We start from the raw sequence: 21,428 nt of genomic DNA, 5'->3' as shown, positions 1-21,428 counted from the left end.
GCATGTTCCTGAGTCATGAAGATTTCGCCACCGTAGTGCGTTCTACGCCGCTGATTTCCATTGACCTGGTCGTCGAAAACCAGGCGGGTGAATACCTGCTTGGTTTACGAACCAATCGCCCTGCCCAGGGCTTTTGGTTCGTGCCGGGCGGGCGCGTGCAGAAAGACGAGCGGCTTGCCGACGCGTTTGAGCGTTTAACCGCAGCAGAATTAGGCAAGCGCTTTACGTTAAAGGACGGCGAGTTTTACGGCGTCTGGCAGCATTTCTACGACGACAACTTCTCCGGGCAGGATTTCTCCACGCACTACGTCGTGCTGGGCTTCCGCCTGCGGGTGAATGCGGACGAGCTGCAGCTACCGATGGAACAGCACAATGAATACCGCTGGCAGAGCGCCGCGGAACTGCTGGAAAGCGAAGACGTGCACGACAACAGCCGTGCCTACTTCCTCGCGGAGCCGGCAGATAAGGTAATCGGATTATGAAAATTCTGGTCTACGGCATTAACTACTCACCCGAGCTGACCGGCATCGGGAAATACACGGGTGAGATGGTGGAATGGATGACCAGCCAGGGCCACGAAGTGCGGGTCATCACCGCACCGCCATATTATCCGGTCTGGGAAGTGCATCCTGACTACTCGGGCTGGAAGTACAAAAAAGAGCAGGGCGCGGCTACCGTCTGGCGCTGCCCGCTATACGTTCCAAAGCAGCCTTCAACTTTAAAGCGTCTGATCCACCTGGGCAGCTTTGCCCTGAGCTCTTTCTTCCCGCTGATGGCGCAGCGCCGCTGGAAGCCGGACCAAATTATTGGCGTGGTGCCGACGCTCTTTTGCGTCCCGGGCATGCGCCTGCTGGCAAAACTGAGCGGCGCGCGCACGCTGCTGCACGTTCAGGATTACGAAGTTGACGCCATGCTGGGCCTCGGCATGGCGGGCGGCAGCACGAGCAAAGTGGCGAAGCTCGCCCAGCGCTTTGAACAAAGCTGCCTGCACAACGTCGACAACGTGTCGACCATCTCCCGCTCGATGATGAACAAAGCCATCGAGAAAGGCGTCGATCCAAAGCGCGTGATCTTCTTCCCGAACTGGTCGGAAGTAGAGCGTTTTCGCGACATCGCGCCGCAGGACGTGCAGGCCGTGCGTGAAAGCCTGCGGCTGCCAGCCGACAAAAAAATCATTCTCTATTCCGGCAACATCGGCGAAAAGCAGGGCCTGGAGACGGTGATTGAGGTCGCTGCCCGCTTCAGCGACCAGCCTTATGTGTTCGTGATTGTCGGCCAGGGCGGCGGCAAAACCCGCCTCGAAAAACTGGTGGCCGATCGCAATCTACACAACGTGGTGTTCCATCCGCTGCAGCCGTATGACGCGCTGCCCGCGCTGCTGAAGCTGGCGGACTGCCATTTAGTTATCCAGCGTCGCGGCGCGGCCGATGCGGTATTGCCGTCCAAACTGACCAACATTCTGGCCGTGGGCGGAAACGCGGTGATTACCGCAGAGCCGGAAACCGAGCTCGGCCAGCTTTGCGAGCTGTATCCAGGAATTGCCGTCTGCGTCGAGCCTGAATCCGCCGACGCGCTGAGCGACGGCATCGTCCGCTGCCTGCAGCTGCCGGCTGACAACGCCGTCGCCCGTGAATACGCCGAACGCACGCTCGAGAAAGAGAACGTGCTGAGTCAATTTATCGCTGCCTTATCAGCACCAGATGTCGGGGTTAAACCATGAGTCATTCCCAGCTTTATCCGGTCATTATGGCTGGCGGAAACGGCAGCCGCCTGTGGCCGCTGTCCCGCGTCCTCTATCCGAAACAGTTCCTCTGCCTGAAAGGGGAGCTGACCATGCTGCAAACCACCATTAACCGCCTGAACGGCGTGGAGTGCGAAAGCCCGGTGGTGATTTGCAACGAGCAGCACCGTTTTATCGTCGCGGAACAGCTGCGCCAGCTTAACAAGCTGACTGATAATATCGTGCTGGAGCCTGCCGGTCGTAACACCGCGCCCGCTATCGCGCTGGCGGCGCTTGCCGCATTACGCAACCAGCCGGACAGCGATCCGCTGATGCTGATCCTCGCCGCCGACCACGTTATCCAGAACGAAGATGCCTTCCGTGACGCGGTGCGTAACGCGCTGCCGCACGCCGAGGCGGGCAAGCTGGTGACCTTTGGCATCGTGCCTGACCAGCCGGAAACCGGCTACGGCTATATCCGCCGTGGGCAGGCCGAATCGGCGGGCGTGGACGCGGTGGCGTTCAGCGTTGCGCAGTTCGTTGAAAAGCCGGACCTGGCAACCGCCGAAGAGTACGTGGCCTGCGGCGAATACTACTGGAACAGCGGCATGTTCCTGTTCCGCGCCGGTCGCTATCTGGAAGAGCTGGGCAAATACCGCCCGGATATTCTCCAGGCCTGCGAAAACGCGATGGCGAACGTCGACCCGGACCTGGACTTTGTGCGCGTGGACGAAGCCGCGTTCCTGGCCTGCCCGGACGAGTCCATCGACTACGCGGTAATGGAAAAAACCGCCGATGCGGTGGTTGTGCCGATGGACGCGGGCTGGAGCGACGTGGGCTCCTGGTCCTCCCTGTGGGACATCAGCGCTAAAACGAATGAGGGTAACGTGCACCACGGCGACGTGATCAGCCACGAGACCGAAAACAGCTATATCTACGCCGAGTCCGGCCTGGTGACCACGGTTGGCGTCAAAGACCTGATCGTTGTGCAGACCAAAGATGCCGTGCTGATCGCCGACCGCGACCACGTGCAGAGCGTGAAGAAAGTCGTCGAGCAGATCAAACACGATGGCCGTCACGAGCACCACAACCACCGCGAAGTGTACCGCCCGTGGGGCAAATACGACTCTATCGACTCCGGCGACCGCTACCAGGTGAAGCGCATCACCGTGAAACCGGGCGAGGGGCTGTCTTTGCAGATGCACCATCACCGCGCCGAACACTGGATCGTGGTGGCGGGCACCGCAAAAGTGACGCTGGGCGACGAGATCAAGCTGCTGGGTGAAAACGAGTCCATCTACATCCCGCTGGGCATGACCCACTGCCTGGAAAACCCCGGCAAGATCCCGCTCGACCTGATCGAAGTGCGTTCCGGCACCTACCTCGAAGAAGACGATATCGTTCGTTTTAAAGACCGGTACGGGCGCGTTTAACGCTCATTAAATAAATATTCCCCGCAGGCCAGCCCTGTGGGTTGGGTAACCGTTGCCCGAAGGAGTGAAACTGATGCAAAAACTGACCTGTTTTAAGGCCTACGACATCCGTGGCCGCCTGGGCGAAGAGCTGAACGAAGACATTGCGTGGCGCATTGGCCGCGCCTACGGCGAGTACCTGAAGCCGAAAACTATCGTGCTGGGCGGCGACGTGCGCCTGACCAGCGAAACCCTGAAGCTGGCGCTGGCGCGCGGCTTACAGGATGCGGGCGTGGACGTGCTGGATATCGGCCTGTCCGGCACCGAAGAGATTTACTTTGCCACCTGGCATCTGGGCGTTGACGGCGGCATCGAAGTGACCGCCAGCCACAACCCGATGGACTACAACGGCATGAAGCTGGTGCGCGAGGGCGCGCGCCCAATCAGCGGCGACACCGGCCTGCGCGACGTGCAGCGCCTGGCGGAAGCGAACGACTTCCCGCCGGTGAACGAAGCGCAGCGCGGAAGTTACAAGAAGATTTCCGTGGTGGAAGCCTACATCGACCACCTGTTCTCCTACATCAACGTGCAGAACATCAAACCGCTGAAGCTGGTGATTAACTCCGGCAACGGCGCGGCTGGCCCAATTGTGGATGCCATCGAAGCGCGCTTTAAGGCGATGAACGTGCCGCTGACCTTTATTAAGGTGCACAACACGCCCGACGGCAACTTCCCGAACGGCATTCCTAACCCGCTGCTTCCGGAGTGCCGCGACGACACCCGCAACGCGGTCATCGAACACGGCGCGGACATGGGCATCGCCTTTGACGGCGACTTCGACCGCTGCTTCCTGTTCGACGAGAAAGGGCAGTTTATCGAGGGGTACTACATCGTAGGCCTGCTGGCGGCGGCGTTCCTTGAAAAACAGCCGGGCGCAAAAATCATTCACGACCCGCGCCTGTCCTGGAACACGGTGGATATCGTGGAGCGCGCGGGCGGCACGCCGGTGATGTCAAAAACAGGGCATGCGTTTATCAAAGAGCGCATGCGTCAGGAAGACGCGATTTACGGCGGCGAGATGAGCGCCCACCACTATTTCCGTGACTTCGCCTACTGCGATAGCGGGATGATTCCGTGGCTGCTGGTGACGGAGCTGCTGTGCCTGAAGGGGAAAACCCTGGGCGAGCTGGTGCGCGACCGCATGGCGGCGTGGCCCGCAAGCGGGGAAATCAACAGCAAGCTTGCTGACCCGAAAGTCGCCATCGAGCGCGTGCACCAGCATTTTGCCCCGCATGCGGATGAAATCGACAACACGGACGGCGTGAGCATGGCGTTCGGCGACTGGCGCTTCAACCTGAGAAGCTCGAACACCGAGCCGGTGGTGCGCCTGAACGTGGAGTCCCGCAGCAACGAGCAGCTGATGCAGGCGCGAACGCAGGAAATCATGGCGCTTCTGAATCAGTAATCTGGGATCGGCAATCTCGCGGTTTTCGTAGGGCGGATAAGCCTGCGCCATCCGCCGCTTTCGGGAACAACGGAGGTGGATGGCGCGTCGCTTATCCACCCTACGTCGAGCGAAGAGATAGCCGGGATCCTTTCAATAAAGGTAAAACGATGACAAATCTAACAAAGCGCGAGCTGCCAAAAACGAACGCATCGTTAATCTCAATGGTGCAGCGTTTCTCCGACATCACCATCATGTTTGTCGGGCTGTGGGTGGTCTGCAAAGTCAACGCGTTGCCGTTTATCTACATGCATCTGTTAATGGCTCTGCTTACCCTGGCTGTGTTCCAGATGATTGGCGGCATCACCGATTTCTATCGCTCCTGGCGCGGGGTGAAAATTGCCAGCGAGCTGGCGCTGCTGCTGCAAAACTGGACCCTGGCGCTGATCTTCAGCGCCGGTCTGCTGGCGTTTAACCCTGATTTTGACGGCTCGTTCTGGGTTTATCTGGCCTGGTACGTATTAACCGGCTTCGGCCTGGTCGTCTGCCGCTCGTTCATCCGCTTTGGCGCGGGCATGCTTCGCAACATGGGCTACAACACCCGCCGCATTGCCATCGCCGGTTCCATGCCGGCTGGGCGCACGCTGGCGTCGAGCTTCCGCAGCGAGCCGTGGTTAGGCTTTGAAGTGGTCGGCGTGTTTGATGATTTACAGCCGGAGACGGCGGACGGCGACTACGCCGGAAGCTTCGCCGAGCTGGTAGAAGAGGCGCGCTCTGGCCGCATCGATAACGTTTATATCGCTATGCCGATGAGCGAAGAGTCACGCATCAAGAAGCTGGTGCGCGATCTGACCGATACCACCTGCTCCGTGCTGCTGATCCCCGACGTTTTCACGTTCAATATCCTTCATGCCCGTACCGATGAGGTGAACGGCGTGCCGGTCGTGCCGCTGTTTGATACCCCGCTCAACGGGATTAACCGCATCCTGAAGCGCGTGGAGGATATCGTTCTGGCCTCCCTGATCCTGCTGCTGATCTCTCCGGTCCTGCTGGCTATCAGCGTGGCGGTAAAAGCCACCTCGCCCGGCCCGGTTATCTTCCGCCAGACGCGTTACGGCATGGACGGCAAGCCGATTAAGGTGTGGAAATTCCGCTCTATGAAGGTGATGGAGAACGACGCGGTGGTCGTGCAGGCCACGAAAGGGGATAAGCGCATTACGCCGGTCGGCAACTTCCTGCGCCGGACGTCGCTTGACGAACTGCCGCAGTTTATCAACGTGCTGCTGGGCGGGATGTCGATTGTTGGCCCGCGTCCGCACGCGGTGGCCCATAACGAACAGTATCGTTCGCTGATTGAGGGCTACATGCTGCGCCACAAGGTCAAGCCAGGCATTACCGGCTGGGCGCAGATCAACGGCTGGCGCGGCGAAACCGACACGCTGGAGAAAATGGAGAAGCGCGTCGAGTTCGACCTTGAGTATATCCGCGAGTGGAGCCTGTGGTTCGACATCAAAATCGTCTTCCTGACCATTTTCAAAGGCTTTGTTAACAAAGCCGCGTACTGAGTATAGCTGCCATGAGCCTTAGAGAAAAAACCATCAGCGGCGCCAAGTGGTCTGCTATCGCCACGGTCATTATCATCAGCCTTGGGCTGGTACAGATGACCGTGCTGGCGAGGATTGTTGATAACCATGAGTTCGGCCTGCTGACGGTGTCGCTGGTGATCATCGCGCTGGCGGATACGCTGTCGGATTTCGGCATCGCTAACTCGATTATCCAGCGCAAAGAGATAAGCCACCTGGAGCTGACCACGCTGTACTGGCTGAACGTCGGCCTTGGTCTGGTGGTGTTCGCGCTGGTGTTTTTATTGAGTGATTTTATTGCTGACGTGCTGCATACGCCCGCGCTGGCGCCGCTCGTTAAAACGCTGTCGTTCGCGTTTATCATTATTCCCCACGGGCAGCAGTTCCGCGCGCTGATGCAAAAGGAGCTGGAGTTCGCGAAGATTGGCTCTATTGAAACAGTCTCCGTGATGGCGGGCTTTTCGGTCACGGTGAGTGCAGCGATGTTCTACCCGTTCGCCATGACGGCCATTATTGGCTATCTGGTCAATACCGTGGTGCGTACCTCTCTGTTTGGCTTCTTTGGCCGCAAGATTTACCGTCCTGGGCTTCACTTCTCGCTCAGGTCGGTTGGCTCCAACCTCAAATTTGGTGCCTGGCTGACCGCCGACAGCATCATTAACTATGTGAATACCAACCTGTCGACCCTGGTGCTGGCGCGTATTCTCGGCGCGGGCGTGGCGGGGGGGTATAACCTGGCTTACAACGTGGCGGTGATCCCGCCTATGAAGCTCAACCCGATCATTACCCGCGTGCTGTTCCCGGCTTTTGCCAAGATCCAGGACGATACCGACAAGCTGCGCGTCAACTTCTACAAGCTGCTGTCGATTGTCGGCATCATCAACTTCCCCGCGCTGCTCGGCCTGCTGGTGGTGTCGAATAACTTCGTGCCGCTGGTCTTCGGTGAGAAGTGGCATTTCATCACGCCCATTCTGCAATTGCTGTGCGTGGTCGGCCTGCTGCGCTCCATCGGTAACCCGATTGGCTCGCTGCTGATGGCGAAGGCGCGCGTGGACATCAGCTTTAAATTTAACGTTTTCAAAACCTGCCTGTTTATCCCGGCGATTATCGTCGGCGGGCATCTGGCTGGCGCGCTGGGCGTGACCCTGGGCTTCCTGTTTGTGCAGGTAGTCAACACGGTGCTGAGCTACTTCATCATGATTAAACCGGTGCTGGGATCGAGCTATCGCGAGTATATCGCCAGCATCTGGCTGCCGTTTTATCTCTCGATTCCAACGCTTGTGGTCAGCGCCGCACTTGGCGTGGCGCTGAAGGGCCATTTACCCCTCGCCGCTCTGCTTGCCGTGCAGATTGCCGCCGGTGCCGCCGCTTTTATCGTCATGCTCGCACTGTCCCGCAACGCGCTGGTGGTGGAGCTTAAGCGCCAGTTTATCCGTTATTCCCCTTCTCCCTTAGGGAAAAGGCCGGGATGAGGGTGGGCTAATTTCCCCCTCACCCTGACCCTCTCCCTCAAGGGCGAGGGAACAAAGGAACCCAATTTAAAGAAGAGGTCTGTATGAAATTATTGATTCTGGGTAACCACACCTGCGGCAACCGCGGCGACAGCGCCATTTTGCGCGGCCTGATTGATGCCATTACTACCGTTGACGACAGCGTGCAGGTTGACGTGATGAGCCGCTATCCGGTCAGCTCCGCCTGGCTGCTGGGCCGCCCGGTTCTGGGCGACGGCCTTTATAAGCAGATGAAACAGCACAACAACGCAGTCGGGCTGATGGGCCGCGTTAAGAAAGTACTGCGCCGTAAGTATCAGCACCAGGTGCTGATGGCGAAGGCGACCGACAGCGGCCGCCTGCGTAATATCTCCGTTCCGCAGGGGTTTATCGACTTCGTGAAATCGCTGCATAAATACGACGCGATAATCCAGGTTGGCGGCTCGTTCTTTGTCGATCTGTACGGCGTTTCCCAGTTCGAACACGCGCTGTGCAGCTTTATGGCGAAGAAGCCGGTGTATATGATCGGCCACAGCGTGGGGCCATTCCAGGATCCACAGTTTAACCAGCTGGCGAGCTACGCGTTCGGCAGCGCGAAGTCGCTGATCCTGCGCGAATCCGTTAGCCTCGACCTGATGAAGCAGAGCAACATCGACACCAGTAAAGTGGAGATGGGCGTGGATACGGCCTGGCTGGTCGATCATCACAACGAAACGTTTGTGCCGAGCTACGCGGTGCGCCACTGGTTTGACATCATCAAGGGTAAGAAAACCGTCGCCATCACTCTGCGCGAGCTTGCGCCGTTCGATAAGCGCCTGGGCACCACGCAGAAGGCCTACGAGCAGGCCTTTGCCGCCGTGGTTAACCGCGTGATTGAGCAGGGCTATCAGGTGCTGGCGCTATCAACCTGTACGGGCATCGACAGCTACAACAAGGATGACCGCATGATTGCGCTCAACCTCAGGCAGTATGTGAATCAGCCGGACCAGTACCACGTGGTGATGGACGAGCTGAACGACCTGGAAATGGGCAAGCTGCTGGCAGAATGCGAGCTGACCGTGGGCACGCGCCTGCACTCCGCTATTATCTCCATGAACTTTGGTACCCCAGCCATCGCCATCAACTACGAGCACAAGTCTGCGGGCATCATGCAGCAGCTCGGCATGCCGGAAATGGCGATTGATATCCGCCAGCTGCTGGACGGGTCGCTGCAGGGCGTGGTGGCAGATGTGCTTGGCCAGCTGCCGGTGATTAACGAGCGGCTTTCGCTTGCGGTACAGGCAGAGCGCCAGACCGGCCTGCACATGGTCGAATCCGTACTCACGCGGGTCAGGGAGGCGAAATGAAGGTTGGTTTCTTCCTGCTCAAGTTCCCGGTCGCCTCCGAAACCTTCGTCCTGAATCAGATCGTGGCGTTTATCGATATGGGCTACGAGGTGGAGATCGTCGCTATCCAGAAGGGCGATTTGACCAATACCCACGCGGCGTTCAAGGAGTACCGCCTGGCGGAGAAAACCACCTGGCTGATGGACGAACCGGAAGGGAAGGTGGCCAAGCTGCAGTCCCGCGCGTTGAACACACTGCGTGGTTCGTTGCGGCCACGCACCTGGCGAGCACTAAACGCGAAGCGCTATGGTGACGAGGCCCGCAATCTTATTCTGTCTGCTATCTGTGGGCGTAACCCACGGCCATTACAGGCTGATGTTTATATCGCTCATTTTGGCCCGGCGGGCGTTACCGCCGCCAAGCTGCGCGAGCTGGGCCTGCTGAGGGGTAAAATTGCCACCGTTTTCCACGGCATTGATATTTCAGGGCGCGAGGCGCTGGCCCATTACACGCCGGAATATCAGAAGCTTTTCACGCGTGGCGATCTCATGCTGCCAATCAGCAACCTCTGGGCCAGCCGGCTCGAGAAGATGGGCTGCCCGACGCAGAAAATTGCCGTCTCCCGCATGGGCGTGGACATGGACCGCTTTTCGGTGCGCCCGGTAAAAGCGCCCGCCAGAACGCTGGATATCATCTCCGTTGCGCGGCTGACCGAGAAAAAAGGGCTGCACGTGGCGATTGAAGCCTGCCGCCTGCTGAAAGAGCGCGGCGTACCGTTTCGTTACAACATTCTTGGCATCGGGCCTTGGGAGACGCGGCTGCGTACACTTATCGAGCAGAATCAGCTCGACGATGTGGTGTTTATGCCGGGCTTTAAGCCGAACCACGAAGTAAAGGCCATGCTCGACCAGGCCGACCTGTTCCTGCTGCCGTCGGTAACCGGCGAAGATGGCGACATGGAAGGTATCCCGGTTGCGCTGATGGAGGCGATGGCGGTGGGCATTCCCGTTGTTTCAACCGTTCACAGCGGCATTCCAGAACTGATTGACGCCGGTGAGTCCGGCTGGCTGGTGCCGGAGTATGACGCCGTTGCCCTGGCAGACCAGCTGCAGGCTTTTGCCAGCGTAGAAGAAGAGCAGCTCAGGCCGATGCTCACGCTCGCCCGTGAAAAGGTAGAACGCGAATTTAATCAGAAAGTTATTTATCAAAAGTTAGCCCATCAGCTCCATACGCTGTAAATCCACCGAGTGAAGCTTCACGAGGACGTATGCGAAAAAGATTTGAATCCACAATCCTGCCGTTTTCCCCCTCCCGCCGTAAGATGTTATGGGCCAGCTCCGTGCTGGCCGCGGTGCCTTTAACGTTACCCCGCGCGGTGCTGGCCGCCAGCAAAGGCGAGGTAAACGTCCAGAAATTCTACAGCGGCGACTGGATCGCCGCTTTCAAACAAGCCTTTGATTCTGCCGACACGGTCGTTGTGCCGGTCGGGCTGGTTTGTGACAAGATCAACACCGCTATTTTTATGCCGGAAGGCAAGACGCTGAAGGTTGCCGGGGGCCTGAAAGGCAACGGTAAAGGCCGCTTCGTTTTGCAGGACGGCTGTAAAATCCTCGGCGAGAAGGGCGGGCGGTTTAACAATATTATTCTCGACGTGCGCGGCTCCGATATCACCATTAAAGGTATCGACATGAGCGGCTTTGTGCCGGTAATGCAGATCTATATCGGCGGCAGGGACAAGCGCACCATGCGTAACCTGGTAATCGATGACATTACCGTGCACGATGCCAACTACGGCATTTTGCGGCAGGGCTTCCATAACCGTATGGAAAACGTTCGCATCACCAACGGGCGGTTCAGCCACCTGCAGGGGGATGCCATCGAGTGGAACGTGGCGATCAACGACCACGACCTGCTTATCTCCGACCATGTGATTGATAACATCGACTGCACCAACGGCAAGATCAACTGGGGCATCGGCATTGGCCTGGCGGGAAGCACCTATAATAACGACTACCCTGAAGACCAGGCGGTAAAAAACTTTGTGGTGGCGAATATCACCGGCAGCAACTGTCGGCAGCTGGTGCATGTTGAAAACGGCAAGCACTTTATTATTCGCAATGTAAAAGCCAGAAATATTAACCATACATTCAGCAAGAAAGCCGGAATTGATAACGCGACGGTAGCTATTTATGGCTGTGATAATTTCGTTATTGATAATATCGATATGGTCAACAGCGCGGGATTTTTGATTGGCTACGGCACGATTAAGGGCAACTATTTATCCATCCCACAAAATTTTAAACTAAATAATATCACCCTTGATAATACGGCCATGACGTATAAAGCTCGTGGTATTCAGGTCTCTTCTGGAAACGCGACTTCGTTTGTGGCCATCACCAACGTGACGATAAAAGGCGCGACGCTTGAGCTGCACAACAAGCCTCAGCATTTGTTCCTGAGGAACGTAAACGTGATGCAGCGCGCGGCTGTTGGCCCGGCGCTGAAGCTGCACTTCGACCTGCGCAAAGACGTGCGGGGCCGCTTCATGGCGAAGGATGACACGCTGCTGTCGCTCGCCAACGTGCATGCGGTCAACGAGAAAGGGCAAAGCTCCGTGGACATCGATAGGGTAGACCAGGTCCATGTAAACACCAGCGAGCTAAACTTTGCGCTGCCTGCGTTGCGTAAATAAACAATCAGGCCACTTTGCGAGTTTTCTGAGCCCTTAGCCCCACTTATAAGGGCTTTTTCATTTTGTATCCCCCGACGCGGGGGATAAGATGAAGTACAAATTTTGGTGATCAATTCATGCTGGCATCAGAGCACGAAAAGACTATAATCCTTCAACCATTTTGAGGTGGGACTGAATATGATTAATTTGAAAGCAGTTATTCCAGTAGCAGGTCTTGGGATGCATATGTTGCCTGCCACAAAGGCGATCCCGAAAGAGATGCTGCCGATTGTCGATAAGCCGATGATCCAGTATATCGTCGATGAAATCGTCGCTGCTGGCATCAAAGAGATCGTGCTGGTAACCCACTCCTCCAAGAACGCCGTTGAGAACCACTTCGACACATCTTACGAGCTGGAAGCCCTGCTGGAGCAGCGCGTTAAGCGTCAGCTGCTGGCCGAGGTGCAGTCCATTTGTCCTCCGGGCGTCACCATCATGAACGTTCGCCAGGCGCAGCCGCTTGGTCTGGGCCACTCAATCCTTTGTGCTCAACCGGCAGTAGGTAACAACCCGTTTGTAGTCGTACTGCCGGACGTGGTGCTCGATAACGCGAGTGCGGACCCACTGCGCTATAATTTAGCAGCGATGGTGGCCCGTTTTAACGAGACCGGCCGCAGCCAGGTGCTGGCGCGCCACATGCCGAATGAAGATCTTTCCGCCTACTCCGTGATTACCACCGAGGAGCCGCTGGACAACGACGGGCAGGTCAGCCGCATCGTAAACTTTGTTGAAAAACCAGATGAACCACAATCGCTCGACTCCGACCTGGCAGCCGTTGGCCGCTACGTCCTGTCCGCGGATATCTGGCCGGAGCTGGAAAAAACTGAGCCGGGCGCATGGGGCCGTATCCAGTTAACGGATGCCATCGCTGCGCTGAACGAAAAGCAACCGGTAGAAGCCGCGCTAATGACGGGCGAAAGCTACGACTGCGGTAAAAAAATGGGGTATATGAAGGCGTTCGTACAGTACGGCCTGCGTAACCATAAAGAAGGGCAGAAGTTCAGGGAAAGCATCCAGAAGATGCTGGCTCGTTGATTTAACCATCAATGTCTGAACAAGCTCAATGAGAAGAACGGCAGTGGATAGTGGCGACAAGCTTGCGAAATGCGGCTTCGTTGGGACTTGCTGCCGTTTTTTTTGGCTAAAAAGTTAGCATAATCCGATTCTCTTCGAGCCCATTAGAATAGGTCATGAGCAACAGGTAACATAACTTATCCTAATGTGTTCCCCTCGGGCGGAAGCCTGCCGAGGCCAAATCTGTGAACGTACAAAATCAGTACTCTGGTAGCTGTCGAGCCAGGGGCGGTAGCGTGGGTAATCCCACCTGTTCCAGTTGCTTATTTAATTCCTTTCATGATTATCACTTCAAGTCTTATTTAAGACGATAATCACTTCATAATTACAGAGAGAAGCTTTTCGTGAAAATTCTTGTTACTGGTGGTGCCGGTTTTATCGGTTCTGCGGTCGTTCGACATATTATTAATAACACACAAGACAGCGTCGTTAACGTCGATAAATTAACCTATGCGGGTAATCTGGAATCACTAATAGAAGTTTCTGGGAACGAGCGTTATGCGTTTGTACAGGCTGACATTTGCAACAGAGCTGCGCTGGATAAGATTTTTGCAGATCATCAGCCCGATGCGGTAATGCACCTGGCGGCAGAAAGTCACGTCGATCGTTCAATTACCGGGCCAGCCGAGTTTATTGAAACCAATATTGTTGGCACCTATACCTTGCTGGAAGCTGCAAGAGCATTCTGGTCACAGCTTGATGAAAAGCGCAAAGCGGCATTCCGTTTCCATCACATTTCCACCGATGAAGTTTACGGTGATTTACCGCATCCTGATGAACGTCCAGCAGGCGAAGAATTACCCCTGTTCACAGAAACGACTTCCTACGCGCCGAGCAGCCCATACTCTGCTTCAAAAGCTTCCAGCGATCATCTGGTTCGCGCGTGGCTTCGTACTTATGGTTTCCCGACCATTGTTACAAACTGCTCGAACAACTATGGCCCTTACCACTTCCCGGAAAAATTAATCCCGCTGGTAATCCTTAATGCACTGGAGGGGAAAAATCTTCCGGTATATGGGAAGGGGGACCAGATTCGCGACTGGCTCTACGTAGAAGATCACGCTCGTGCGCTTTACACCGTAGTGACCAAAGGCGCGATTGGCGAAACCTATAACATCGGTGGGCATAACGAGAAGAAAAACCTCGATGTCGTACATACCATTTGTGATTTGCTGGATGAAATTGTGCCAAAGGCCAACTCTTATCGCGATCAAATCACCTACGTGGCCGACCGCCCAGGCCACGATCGCCGCTATGCTATTGACGCAGATAAAATCAGTCGTGAGCTCGGCTGGAAGCCGCAGGAAACCTTCGAGAGCGGGATTCGTCAGACGGTGCAATGGTACCTGAATAATAAAATATGGTACCAAAGAGTGCAAGACGGAAGTTATCAACGTGAACGTTTAGGATTGGTGAAATAATATGAAAGGAATTATTCTTGCTGGTGGGTCAGGAACGCGGTTATATCCTATAACCATGGGGGTTTCTAAACAGCTTCTTCCTATTTATGACAAACCAATGATTTACTATCCACTTTCCGTACTAATGCTTGCAGGTATTCAGGATATTCTAATTATTACTACACCGGAAGATAAAGACAGTTTCAGGAGATTATTGGGTGATGGTAGTGCTTTAGGCATTAATTTGTCATATGAGGTTCAACCAACTCCAGATGGATTGGCTCAAGCCTTCATTATAGGTAAACAGTTTATTGGAAAGGATCCTGTTTGCCTTGTACTCGGAGATAACATTTTCTTCGGCCAAGGATTTAGTCCTAGACTAAAAGCGGTTGCGGAACGTAGTGATGGTGCAACCGTATTTGGCTATCAGGTAATGGATCCTGAACGATTTGGTGTAGTCGAATTTGATGAAAATTACAAAGCACTGTCGATTGAAGAAAAACCTTCCAGACCAAAATCACATTGGGCAGTTACAGGTTTGTATTTTTATGATAATGACGTGATCGAAATCGCCAAGAATGTTAAGCCTTCTCCTCGAGGGGAATTAGAGATAACAGCTATTAATGATGAGTACCTGAAACGCAGCAAACTAAATGTTGAGCTTTTAGGACGCGGCTTTGCATGGCTTGATACAGGAACGCATGACAGCCTGATTGAAGCGGGAAGCTTTGTTGAAACTGTTCAAAAAAGGCAGGGAATGATGGTAGCATGCCCAGAAGAAATTGCCTGGCGTAATGGCTGGCTCAGTGATAGCCAATTACAATCGCGTGGTGATTTCTTAAAGAAGAATCACTATGGACAGTATTTATTAAAACTCCTCAAATAAGAATATTTAAATGAAAATTGAAATGATACCTCTTCAAATACATGGCGATGAACGTGGTTCATTAATCGCTCTTGAAGAAACAAAAAACGTCCCTTTTTCCATAAAACGAGTTTATTATATGTTTAATACTCAGGGGGGAGTAAGACGAGGCTTTCATGCTCATAAGGAACTAGTGCAACTCGCTATACCAGTGAGAGGGTCATGTAGGTTTTTATTAGACAATGGCAGAGAGAAAGTAAATGTAACTTTAGATAATGCTTCCTGTGGTTTGATAATTGAACCATATATTTGGCATGAAATGTTTGATTACTCAGAGGACTGTGTGTTGATGGTTTTGGCAAGCGATTTCTATAATGAAGATGATTACATCCGAAACTATGAAGACTTCAAAGCTAGGGTAACTCATGAGTGATAATATTTTAAAGAGCCGAACGATTAACCTACGACTCGCAAATGAGCATGATGCCGCTTTTATCTATTCTTTACGTCGCAATGAAACCCTTAACAAGCATATTTCAAGCATTAAAGGGACGGTGGAAGACCAAGAAAAATGGCTGTTGAACTATAAAGAAAAAGAATCTAAAGGTGAAGAGTTTTATTTCATTATTTCAAGGAATGATACCAATAATGCTATAGGTACCGTACGTGTTTATGGCATTACAGAAGATAAAAAATTCTGTTGGGGTAGTTGGATTTTGAATGACAATAAAACTGTAACAGCTGCCATTGAAAGCGCTCTCTTAGTATATAAATTTGCTTTTGAAATTAAAAAATTAACTTCGGCATATTTTCAAGTCGATAGAAAAAACTTAAGCGTTATCACTTTTCATCTAAAAACTGGCGCGAAATTTATATTTGAAGATGAAGTGAGCAATAATTATGAATTTTCACAAGAAGCATATAAAACATTAACTAGAAAATATAATAAATTAATTAAGGGCTAATAAATGGTAAACTTTCTTGATCTTAAAGCAATCAATTCAAACCATCGAAGTGAAATCATCGAGGCTATAACCAGAGTTGTAGATTCCGGTTGGTATATCATGGGAAAAGAATTATCGGATTTTGAAAATGCTTTTGCAAGTTACTGTGGTGTTCGACACTGTATTGGTGTTGCAAATGGCTTAGATGCTTTAGTTCTTGTTTTAAGAGCGTGGAAAGAAATGGGGCTTTTGAATGATGGAGATGAGGTAATCGTCCCCTCGAATACATATATCGCATCAATCTTGGCTATTTCTGAAAATAATTTGATCCCTATATTAGTTGAACCGGATCCGACAACATTTAATATATCTTTGAAAAATATTAAAAAAAGTGTGGGTAGTAAAACTAAAGCTATTTTACCAGTTCATCTTTACGGTGCTGCATGTGAAATGGATAATATAATGTCTTTTGCTAAAGATAATAATTTGTTAGTTTTAGAAGATTGCGCTCAGGCACATGGTTCAATGGTGCAAGGTAAAAAAGTTGGTAGCTGGGGGGATGCGGCGGGTTTTAGTTTCTATCCGGGAAAAAATCTGGGCGCACTTGGTGATGCTGGAGCTATTACCACCAATAATGATGAATTAGCTGAAGTACTTTTGGCTTTAAGAAACTATGGATCCCACAAAAAATATGAAAATAAATATAAAGGTACGAATAGTCGTTTAGATGAGTTACAAGCTGCTATATTAAAAATAAAGCTAAATTCATTAGATGAGGATAATAAAAAAAGGCGTGAAATTGCACTGAAATATTTACATAATATAAGTAATGAAAATGTAATTTTACCAACTTTGCCTTCCGATGAAAGTAACCATGTATGGCATTTGTTTGTAATTAGGTCTCATGCAAGGGAAGAATTGCAAACATACTTGTTGGAAAATAATATTCAAACTTTAGTTCATTATCCTATACCACCTCATCATCAAAAAGCATATTGTGAGATTAAAGATCTTGTATTCCCTGTTTCTGAACTTCTACACAGGGAGGTCTTGTCATTGCCTATCGATCCAACTATGACTGATAAATCTGTCAATTTTGTAATCGACATATTAAATAGGTGGGGGCGGTGAATTTCGCAAAAATCACAATACTAAGTGGAGTGCTTACTCTTTTAAAATTGTTGTGTGGTTTTTTTATTTCTAAAATGGTAGCTATTTTTACTGGCCCCTCTGGGATGGCTAGCTTAGGACAATTACAAAACTTAGTTACATTCATTAATGGGTTTGTATCCTCTCAAGTTTCACAAGGGATAAATAGATATTCATCGGAGTATAAACAAAATTATGAAGAGGCTAAATACTATTGGCGAGCTGCTGTAAAACTATCGATAGTTGCCTGTTTTTTCATTGTTTGTATTGGAGTTGTTTGTTCACCAGCTATCTCAAATTATCTTTTTAATAATAAGATGTATTTCTGGATAGTAATCCTTGCACTATCCGTAGTCCCTTTAAATGTTATTAATAATATATTTTTAGGAGTGCTTAATGGACTTGGAGAACATAATAAGTTTTTCATTGCTAATGCCTGCACAATATTATCTTCTGTAGTGTCAATGGTTTTATTAGTATATTACTTCGGCTTAGTTGGAGCTCTCATTTCCACAGCGCTTAACAACGCGATTTCAGGTATCTTGCTTTTAGCAATAGTTAGGAGATGTGAATGGTTTAAATTTAAATACTGGTTTGGTTCCGTCGCTCCTAAATATAACAAAGAGATGCGAAATTATTTCGCCATGGGAATAATCGGCGCTTTAACCGGACCTATTTCATTGATCTTAGTTAGAAGTATTGTAACTAGTGAACTATCACAAGACTATGCTGGATATTGGCAAGCAGTATTTAAAATTTCAGAAGCATATTTAGCCGTACTAACAACCGCTCTCACGGTATATTACTTCCCAAGGACGGCAGCAGCCAAAACTATAGATGAGTATTTGTCTACATTAAAAGTGGGGGCGATGGTTGTTGTACCGTGTGCTATAGTATTTTCAAGTATAATCTTTCTATCGAAAGATATGGTAATCCATATACTTTTCAGTCAGGAATTTATCAAAGCAAAAGAACTTTTTCTTTTCCAAAACATTGGGGATTTTTTTAGGATTTCCAGCTGGTTGTTTGCAACAATATTGTTGGCCAAAGGGTATTTTAAAACTAATGCTTTTCTAGAAGTTTTTTTCTCATTATTATTTCCATGCCTGACCATGTGGTTTATTAAAGCTATAGGTTTTAAAGGTGTAAGCTTGGCTTATTTAATTACATATGTTTCATATTTTGCGTGTGTTGTAGTAATATATTCTCTCCATTTGAAAAGATTAAGGATTGGTACATGAATAGAATGTCCGTAGGAAGCTATGATTGTACTGTAGTGCTTCCTGTATATAATGAAGAACATAATATAAAGGACTGCTTGATAGGCTTTAGTAAACATCTTAATAGCAATCATCAACTAATTATTGTCGATGATGGTTCAACTGATAATACAGCTCAAATAACATCTCGATATATTGTTGAGCATGATATTAAAAATTTCGAATTAATTACAAAAACGAACTCAGGGGCGGCAAAGGCAAGATTAGAAGGTATTAAAATTGCTAAAAGTGAATTTATAGCTTTTGTTGATTGTGATGATGCAATTGATGAGGAAACTATAGAACGTGCTCTTTCTGAATTTATAAATAGACCTGAGATTGATTTGGTTTTATTTGACTATTACTCTATTGGTGGAACAAATAAGGCCACGAGATTCAAGTACTCAATTAATGAATGGCCAATATCAGGGCTGGATGCTTTTAAAAACACTATTGATTGTTGGGGAATACATGCTTTCGGGATTTATAGGAAAAAAATTATTTTAGATGGTTATTTAGAGGCATTTAAATTGCTTTCTAATGCTGAGAATAATATAAATGATGATGAATTAATAGCTCGTTGTTCCATGCTTAAATCACAACAAGTTATGTTATCAACTGGCAGATATTACTATAGTGATAACCCATTATCTACAACAAGAAGAGTTAACGAAAAACTCTATCGTATGATCTATACAGCCCTTGTACTTAAAAGATTGATCTCCAGTAATATAAATTTGCATGACCTCATACCAGCAGTAGATCTATATATTTTAAGAGTGCTAACTAACTTGTCTTTAAAGCATTATAAATGGCGACGTGTACTTTGTAATTATGAATATTGGAGTGATGGAATAGCGAAGGGTTTATCTGAAATTCATTTTCAAAATATAGTAAAAAGTACTTATAGAAAACCAACTTTGCTTATCTGGAGTATTTTGAAATATGTCGTATTACAAGTACTTTATGGTTGCCGATCCAAATGAGTAGCCAACATGATTTGGTTTCAATCATTATAGTAACATATAATTCATCAGAATATGTCATCGATACTTTAGAAAGCTGTTTAAACCAAACTTATGTACCAATTGAAATTATTATAAGTGATGACGGCTCAACTGATAATACATTGGAATTATGCCATGCATGGAAAAAAAATATAGCTACCAATAAAAATATAAATATTATTACATCTAATGAGCGAAGAGGAATTCCTGCAAATTGTAATCGGGGCGCAAACGCAGCAAATGGGCAATGGTTAAAATTTTTAGGTGCAGATGACATATTGAAGCTAGATGCTATACAAAATTTGATTAATGCAACTGATGCGAACACAGATTTAGTTTTCTCCAAATTTGAAACCTTTGGAGAAAATATACGGCATAGTGAAATATTTCCTTATTCATTTACCTGGAACCTAATTAAGAGTGCCGAAAATTGTTGGGACAAAAAAAGAGAATGGCTATTTCTTTTAGGGTTTTCTAACGTTGCACCGGGAGCTTTTATACGTAGTTCTGCTTTTCATGCATTGGGGGGGTATGATGAGTCTTATTACTTATTAGAAGATCTGCCCTTGTGGTACAAGTTATTTTCCGAAAATTACAAAGTTAAGCATTGTGAGTCAATAACTGTTTGTTACAGAATTCATCTTAAGCAAGCAACTAGTTTCGGGATTAGTCCATTGCTAAAAAAAGACTTATTAAAATTCACATCAGAAAAAAGGAAGAAGTATTTTATTCCTTACTGGCATAACAGATTTCAAATATATATATTGTCTAATAAAAGAATCTCAAAACTTAAATATATCAACATATTCCAATGGCTAATCTCACTCTATAATAGGTTTTTTTAAATATGTTTAATCTATTAGTGTGTTGTCCTTTTTTTTTCCTCTTGATTTTTTGGCGAAGGTTTAATAGTGGGAGTTTATACTTCCTGAATATTATAATTGTTATATATTTAACAATTAGTTATACTGGGTTCTATCCAAATGGAGAAGATTGGGCTAACTATTATGTGAACTTTTATACAAGTGAAGGCAGTTCATGGTTTGAACCAGGATTCTATTTGTTTTTTAAAGCGCTGAATTTTTTTTCGTTTGGGAATTTTGGTTTTGCTATTCTAATATATTATTTGATTGCTTTCGTTTTGCTAGTGAATTTACTAAGTAAAATGCATTATTCAAATTCTCCATTATTTTTTGTGCTTTTGATAATGTGTTATGGGAATACTCTTGTCCTTGAACAGTTACGGCAATTCTATGCAATTATTTTTGCTCTTTATTCCATTTATTATTATTTGTTAAATAGTATTGGTTCGAGAAAGAAGTATTTATTATTTCTTTTCCTTGCATTGAGTTTTCATACGTCTGCTGTGATTCTATTTTTGTCTTTCTTCCTGTCGAGGATAAAAAACGTCTTTATTTTCGTGACTATTTCGTTAGTGTGTTCTGCGCTAATATTGATCTTATTTGTTTTTCCTTCAGCCCTCACTTCGATACTGGTGTTCGTCCCTCAGTTAGCGTTGAAATTAAATCAGTATTTAGAAATTACTGCTATGGGTTTGCATCTTGGTCCGTCACTGATTATATCTACGTGCGCTTTGATTTATTTCATTTTGAACATAAGAAAAATGTCGCCTGACTTTGGAGTTGACTGGTTGATATTTCGTCAAATATTTATCGGTTTGTTAATTTTCATGATCGGTTTGTATGTGCCTTTTGCAGCAAGATTCAGTATATTCTACACGATTTTTTTATTCTTATATATAAGTACTCTGAGATTTACGGTAGACACACCGACAAAGTTCAGTTATTCCAAATGCTATTTAGTTTGTGTAGTGGTTTTGTTTATAACAACAAACATTCTTTCTTATTACAAAAATCCTATCGCACCTATCAAATTTAATGAATATTCTACTCATTTAGTCTCATTCCTTAGTAATGATTTTGACTATCAACAATTGGTTTCTGATATTTATCTTAAAAATTACGAAAACTTAAATGAGTACAAAGATTTACAGGGAAAATAGAT

19 protein-coding genes are annotated in these 21,428 nt (G+C 48.7%); all 19 read left to right on the top strand.

Annotated elements, in window-relative coordinates; translation table 11 throughout:
- Window positions 1–2: 2 nt before the first annotated feature.
- Window positions 3–482, top strand: coding sequence for a GDP-mannose mannosyl hydrolase (locus AAE045_RS11825; RefSeq protein WP_455547886.1), 480 nt, complete (start codon window positions 3–5; stop codon window positions 480–482).
- Window positions 479–1,720 (top strand): colanic acid biosynthesis fucosyltransferase WcaI, encoded by a 1,242-nt coding sequence (gene wcaI, locus AAE045_RS11820; protein ID WP_455547885.1) that lies wholly within the window; start codon window positions 479–481, stop codon window positions 1,718–1,720. The genes AAE045_RS11825 and wcaI overlap by 4 nt, the downstream gene beginning before the upstream one ends.
- Window positions 1,717–3,153, top strand: a complete 1,437-nt coding sequence (cpsB, locus tag AAE045_RS11815) for a mannose-1-phosphate guanyltransferase (protein ID WP_455547884.1) — start codon at window positions 1,717–1,719, stop codon at window positions 3,151–3,153. Before wcaI ends, cpsB begins: the two co-directional genes overlap by 4 nt.
- 73 nt (window positions 3,154–3,226) lie before the next feature.
- Window positions 3,227–4,597 carry a colanic acid biosynthesis phosphomannomutase CpsG gene (gene cpsG, locus AAE045_RS11810; protein WP_455547883.1) on the top strand — a complete coding sequence of 457 codons (1,371 nt, stop codon included), beginning with the start codon at window positions 3,227–3,229 and terminating at the stop codon, window positions 4,595–4,597.
- 149 nt (window positions 4,598–4,746) lie between these two features.
- Window positions 4,747–6,141, top strand: a complete 1,395-nt coding sequence (wcaJ, locus tag AAE045_RS11805; protein WP_455547882.1) for an undecaprenyl-phosphate glucose phosphotransferase — start codon at window positions 4,747–4,749, stop codon at window positions 6,139–6,141.
- A gap of 11 nt (window positions 6,142–6,152) precedes the next feature.
- A complete protein-coding gene (locus tag AAE045_RS11800; protein ID WP_455547881.1) occupies window positions 6,153–7,631 on the top strand; it encodes an MOP flippase family protein in 1,479 nt (492 codons plus the stop codon).
- A gap of 83 nt (window positions 7,632–7,714) precedes the next feature.
- Window positions 7,715–8,995 (top strand): colanic acid biosynthesis pyruvyl transferase WcaK, encoded by a 1,281-nt coding sequence (gene wcaK / locus AAE045_RS11795; RefSeq protein WP_455547880.1) that lies wholly within the window; start codon window positions 7,715–7,717, stop codon window positions 8,993–8,995.
- A complete protein-coding gene (wcaL, locus tag AAE045_RS11790) occupies window positions 8,992–10,212 on the top strand; it encodes a colanic acid biosynthesis glycosyltransferase WcaL (RefSeq protein ID WP_455547879.1) in 1,221 nt (406 codons plus the stop codon). Before wcaK ends, wcaL begins: the two co-directional genes overlap by 4 nt.
- Window positions 10,213–10,295: 83 nt before the next feature.
- The gene (wcaM, locus tag AAE045_RS11785) at window positions 10,296–11,666 is read left to right on the top strand and encodes a colanic acid biosynthesis protein WcaM (protein ID WP_455548060.1); all 1,371 of its coding nucleotides are present in this window, start codon (window positions 10,296–10,298) and stop codon (window positions 11,664–11,666) included.
- 177 nt (window positions 11,667–11,843) lie between these two features.
- Window positions 11,844–12,740, top strand: coding sequence for a UTP--glucose-1-phosphate uridylyltransferase GalF (galF, locus tag AAE045_RS11780; RefSeq protein WP_455547878.1), 897 nt, complete (start codon window positions 11,844–11,846; stop codon window positions 12,738–12,740).
- 383 nt (window positions 12,741–13,123) lie between these two features.
- The gene (gene rfbB, locus AAE045_RS11775) at window positions 13,124–14,200 is read left to right on the top strand and encodes a dTDP-glucose 4,6-dehydratase (protein ID WP_455547877.1); all 1,077 of its coding nucleotides are present in this window, start codon (window positions 13,124–13,126) and stop codon (window positions 14,198–14,200) included.
- Window position 14,201: 1 nt separating this feature from the next.
- A complete protein-coding gene (gene rfbA, locus AAE045_RS11770) occupies window positions 14,202–15,065 on the top strand; it encodes a glucose-1-phosphate thymidylyltransferase RfbA (RefSeq protein WP_455547876.1) in 864 nt (287 codons plus the stop codon).
- A 10-nt stretch (window positions 15,066–15,075) separates the two neighbouring features.
- Window positions 15,076–15,477, top strand: coding sequence for a sugar 3,4-ketoisomerase (locus tag AAE045_RS11765; RefSeq protein WP_455547875.1), 402 nt, complete (start codon window positions 15,076–15,078; stop codon window positions 15,475–15,477).
- The gene (locus AAE045_RS11760) at window positions 15,470–16,009 is read left to right on the top strand and encodes a GNAT family N-acetyltransferase (RefSeq protein ID WP_455547874.1); all 540 of its coding nucleotides are present in this window, start codon (window positions 15,470–15,472) and stop codon (window positions 16,007–16,009) included. The genes AAE045_RS11765 and AAE045_RS11760 overlap by 8 nt, the downstream gene beginning before the upstream one ends.
- A gap of 3 nt (window positions 16,010–16,012) precedes the next feature.
- Window positions 16,013–17,119 (top strand): DegT/DnrJ/EryC1/StrS family aminotransferase, encoded by a 1,107-nt coding sequence (locus tag AAE045_RS11755; RefSeq protein WP_455547873.1) that lies wholly within the window; start codon window positions 16,013–16,015, stop codon window positions 17,117–17,119.
- Window positions 17,116–18,378 (top strand): O-antigen translocase, encoded by a 1,263-nt coding sequence (locus tag AAE045_RS11750; RefSeq protein WP_455547872.1) that lies wholly within the window; start codon window positions 17,116–17,118, stop codon window positions 18,376–18,378. Before AAE045_RS11755 ends, AAE045_RS11750 begins: the two co-directional genes overlap by 4 nt.
- Entirely contained in the window at window positions 18,375–19,382 is a 1,008-nt protein-coding gene (locus AAE045_RS11745; protein ID WP_455547871.1) for a glycosyltransferase family A protein, read from the top strand. The genes AAE045_RS11750 and AAE045_RS11745 overlap by 4 nt, the downstream gene beginning before the upstream one ends.
- On the top strand, window positions 19,379–20,248 hold the full coding sequence (locus AAE045_RS11740; RefSeq protein WP_455547870.1) for a glycosyltransferase family 2 protein: 870 nt from the start codon (window positions 19,379–19,381) through the stop codon (window positions 20,246–20,248). Before AAE045_RS11745 ends, AAE045_RS11740 begins: the two co-directional genes overlap by 4 nt.
- 2 nt (window positions 20,249–20,250) lie before the next feature.
- A complete protein-coding gene (locus tag AAE045_RS11735; protein WP_455547869.1) occupies window positions 20,251–21,426 on the top strand; it encodes an EpsG family protein in 1,176 nt (391 codons plus the stop codon).
- Window positions 21,427–21,428 lie beyond the last annotated feature (2 nt).

It is taken from the genome of Dryocola clanedunensis, assembly GCF_038405435.1.
Lineage (GTDB): Bacteria > Pseudomonadota > Gammaproteobacteria > Enterobacterales > Enterobacteriaceae > Dryocola > Dryocola clanedunensis_A.
This window is presented reverse-complemented; position numbering and strand designations above follow the sequence as displayed.

Coding starts and splice junctions, on each gene's coding strand:
- wcaL (WP_455547879.1), top strand. CDS start 8,992: ATGAAGGTTGGTTTCTTCCTGCTCAAGTTCCCGGTCGCCTCCGAAACC.
- AAE045_RS11800 (WP_455547881.1), top strand. CDS start 6,153: ATGAGCCTTAGAGAAAAAACCATCAGCGGCGCCAAGTGGTCTGCTATC.
- AAE045_RS11740 (WP_455547870.1), top strand. CDS start 19,379: ATGAGTAGCCAACATGATTTGGTTTCAATCATTATAGTAACATATAAT.
- galF (WP_455547878.1), top strand. CDS start 11,844: ATGATTAATTTGAAAGCAGTTATTCCAGTAGCAGGTCTTGGGATGCAT.
- wcaJ (WP_455547882.1), top strand. CDS start 4,747: ATGACAAATCTAACAAAGCGCGAGCTGCCAAAAACGAACGCATCGTTA.
- AAE045_RS11755 (WP_455547873.1), top strand. CDS start 16,013: ATGGTAAACTTTCTTGATCTTAAAGCAATCAATTCAAACCATCGAAGT.
- AAE045_RS11745 (WP_455547871.1), top strand. CDS start 18,375: ATGAATAGAATGTCCGTAGGAAGCTATGATTGTACTGTAGTGCTTCCT.
- wcaM (WP_455548060.1), top strand. CDS start 10,296: ATGTTATGGGCCAGCTCCGTGCTGGCCGCGGTGCCTTTAACGTTACCC.
- cpsG (WP_455547883.1), top strand. CDS start 3,227: ATGCAAAAACTGACCTGTTTTAAGGCCTACGACATCCGTGGCCGCCTG.
- AAE045_RS11760 (WP_455547874.1), top strand. CDS start 15,470: ATGAGTGATAATATTTTAAAGAGCCGAACGATTAACCTACGACTCGCA.
- cpsB (WP_455547884.1), top strand. CDS start 1,717: ATGAGTCATTCCCAGCTTTATCCGGTCATTATGGCTGGCGGAAACGGC.
- AAE045_RS11735 (WP_455547869.1), top strand. CDS start 20,251: ATGTTTAATCTATTAGTGTGTTGTCCTTTTTTTTTCCTCTTGATTTTT.
- AAE045_RS11825 (WP_455547886.1), top strand. CDS start 3: ATGTTCCTGAGTCATGAAGATTTCGCCACCGTAGTGCGTTCTACGCCG.
- wcaI (WP_455547885.1), top strand. CDS start 479: ATGAAAATTCTGGTCTACGGCATTAACTACTCACCCGAGCTGACCGGC.
- rfbA (WP_455547876.1), top strand. CDS start 14,202: ATGAAAGGAATTATTCTTGCTGGTGGGTCAGGAACGCGGTTATATCCT.
- wcaK (WP_455547880.1), top strand. CDS start 7,715: ATGAAATTATTGATTCTGGGTAACCACACCTGCGGCAACCGCGGCGAC.
- AAE045_RS11765 (WP_455547875.1), top strand. CDS start 15,076: ATGAAAATTGAAATGATACCTCTTCAAATACATGGCGATGAACGTGGT.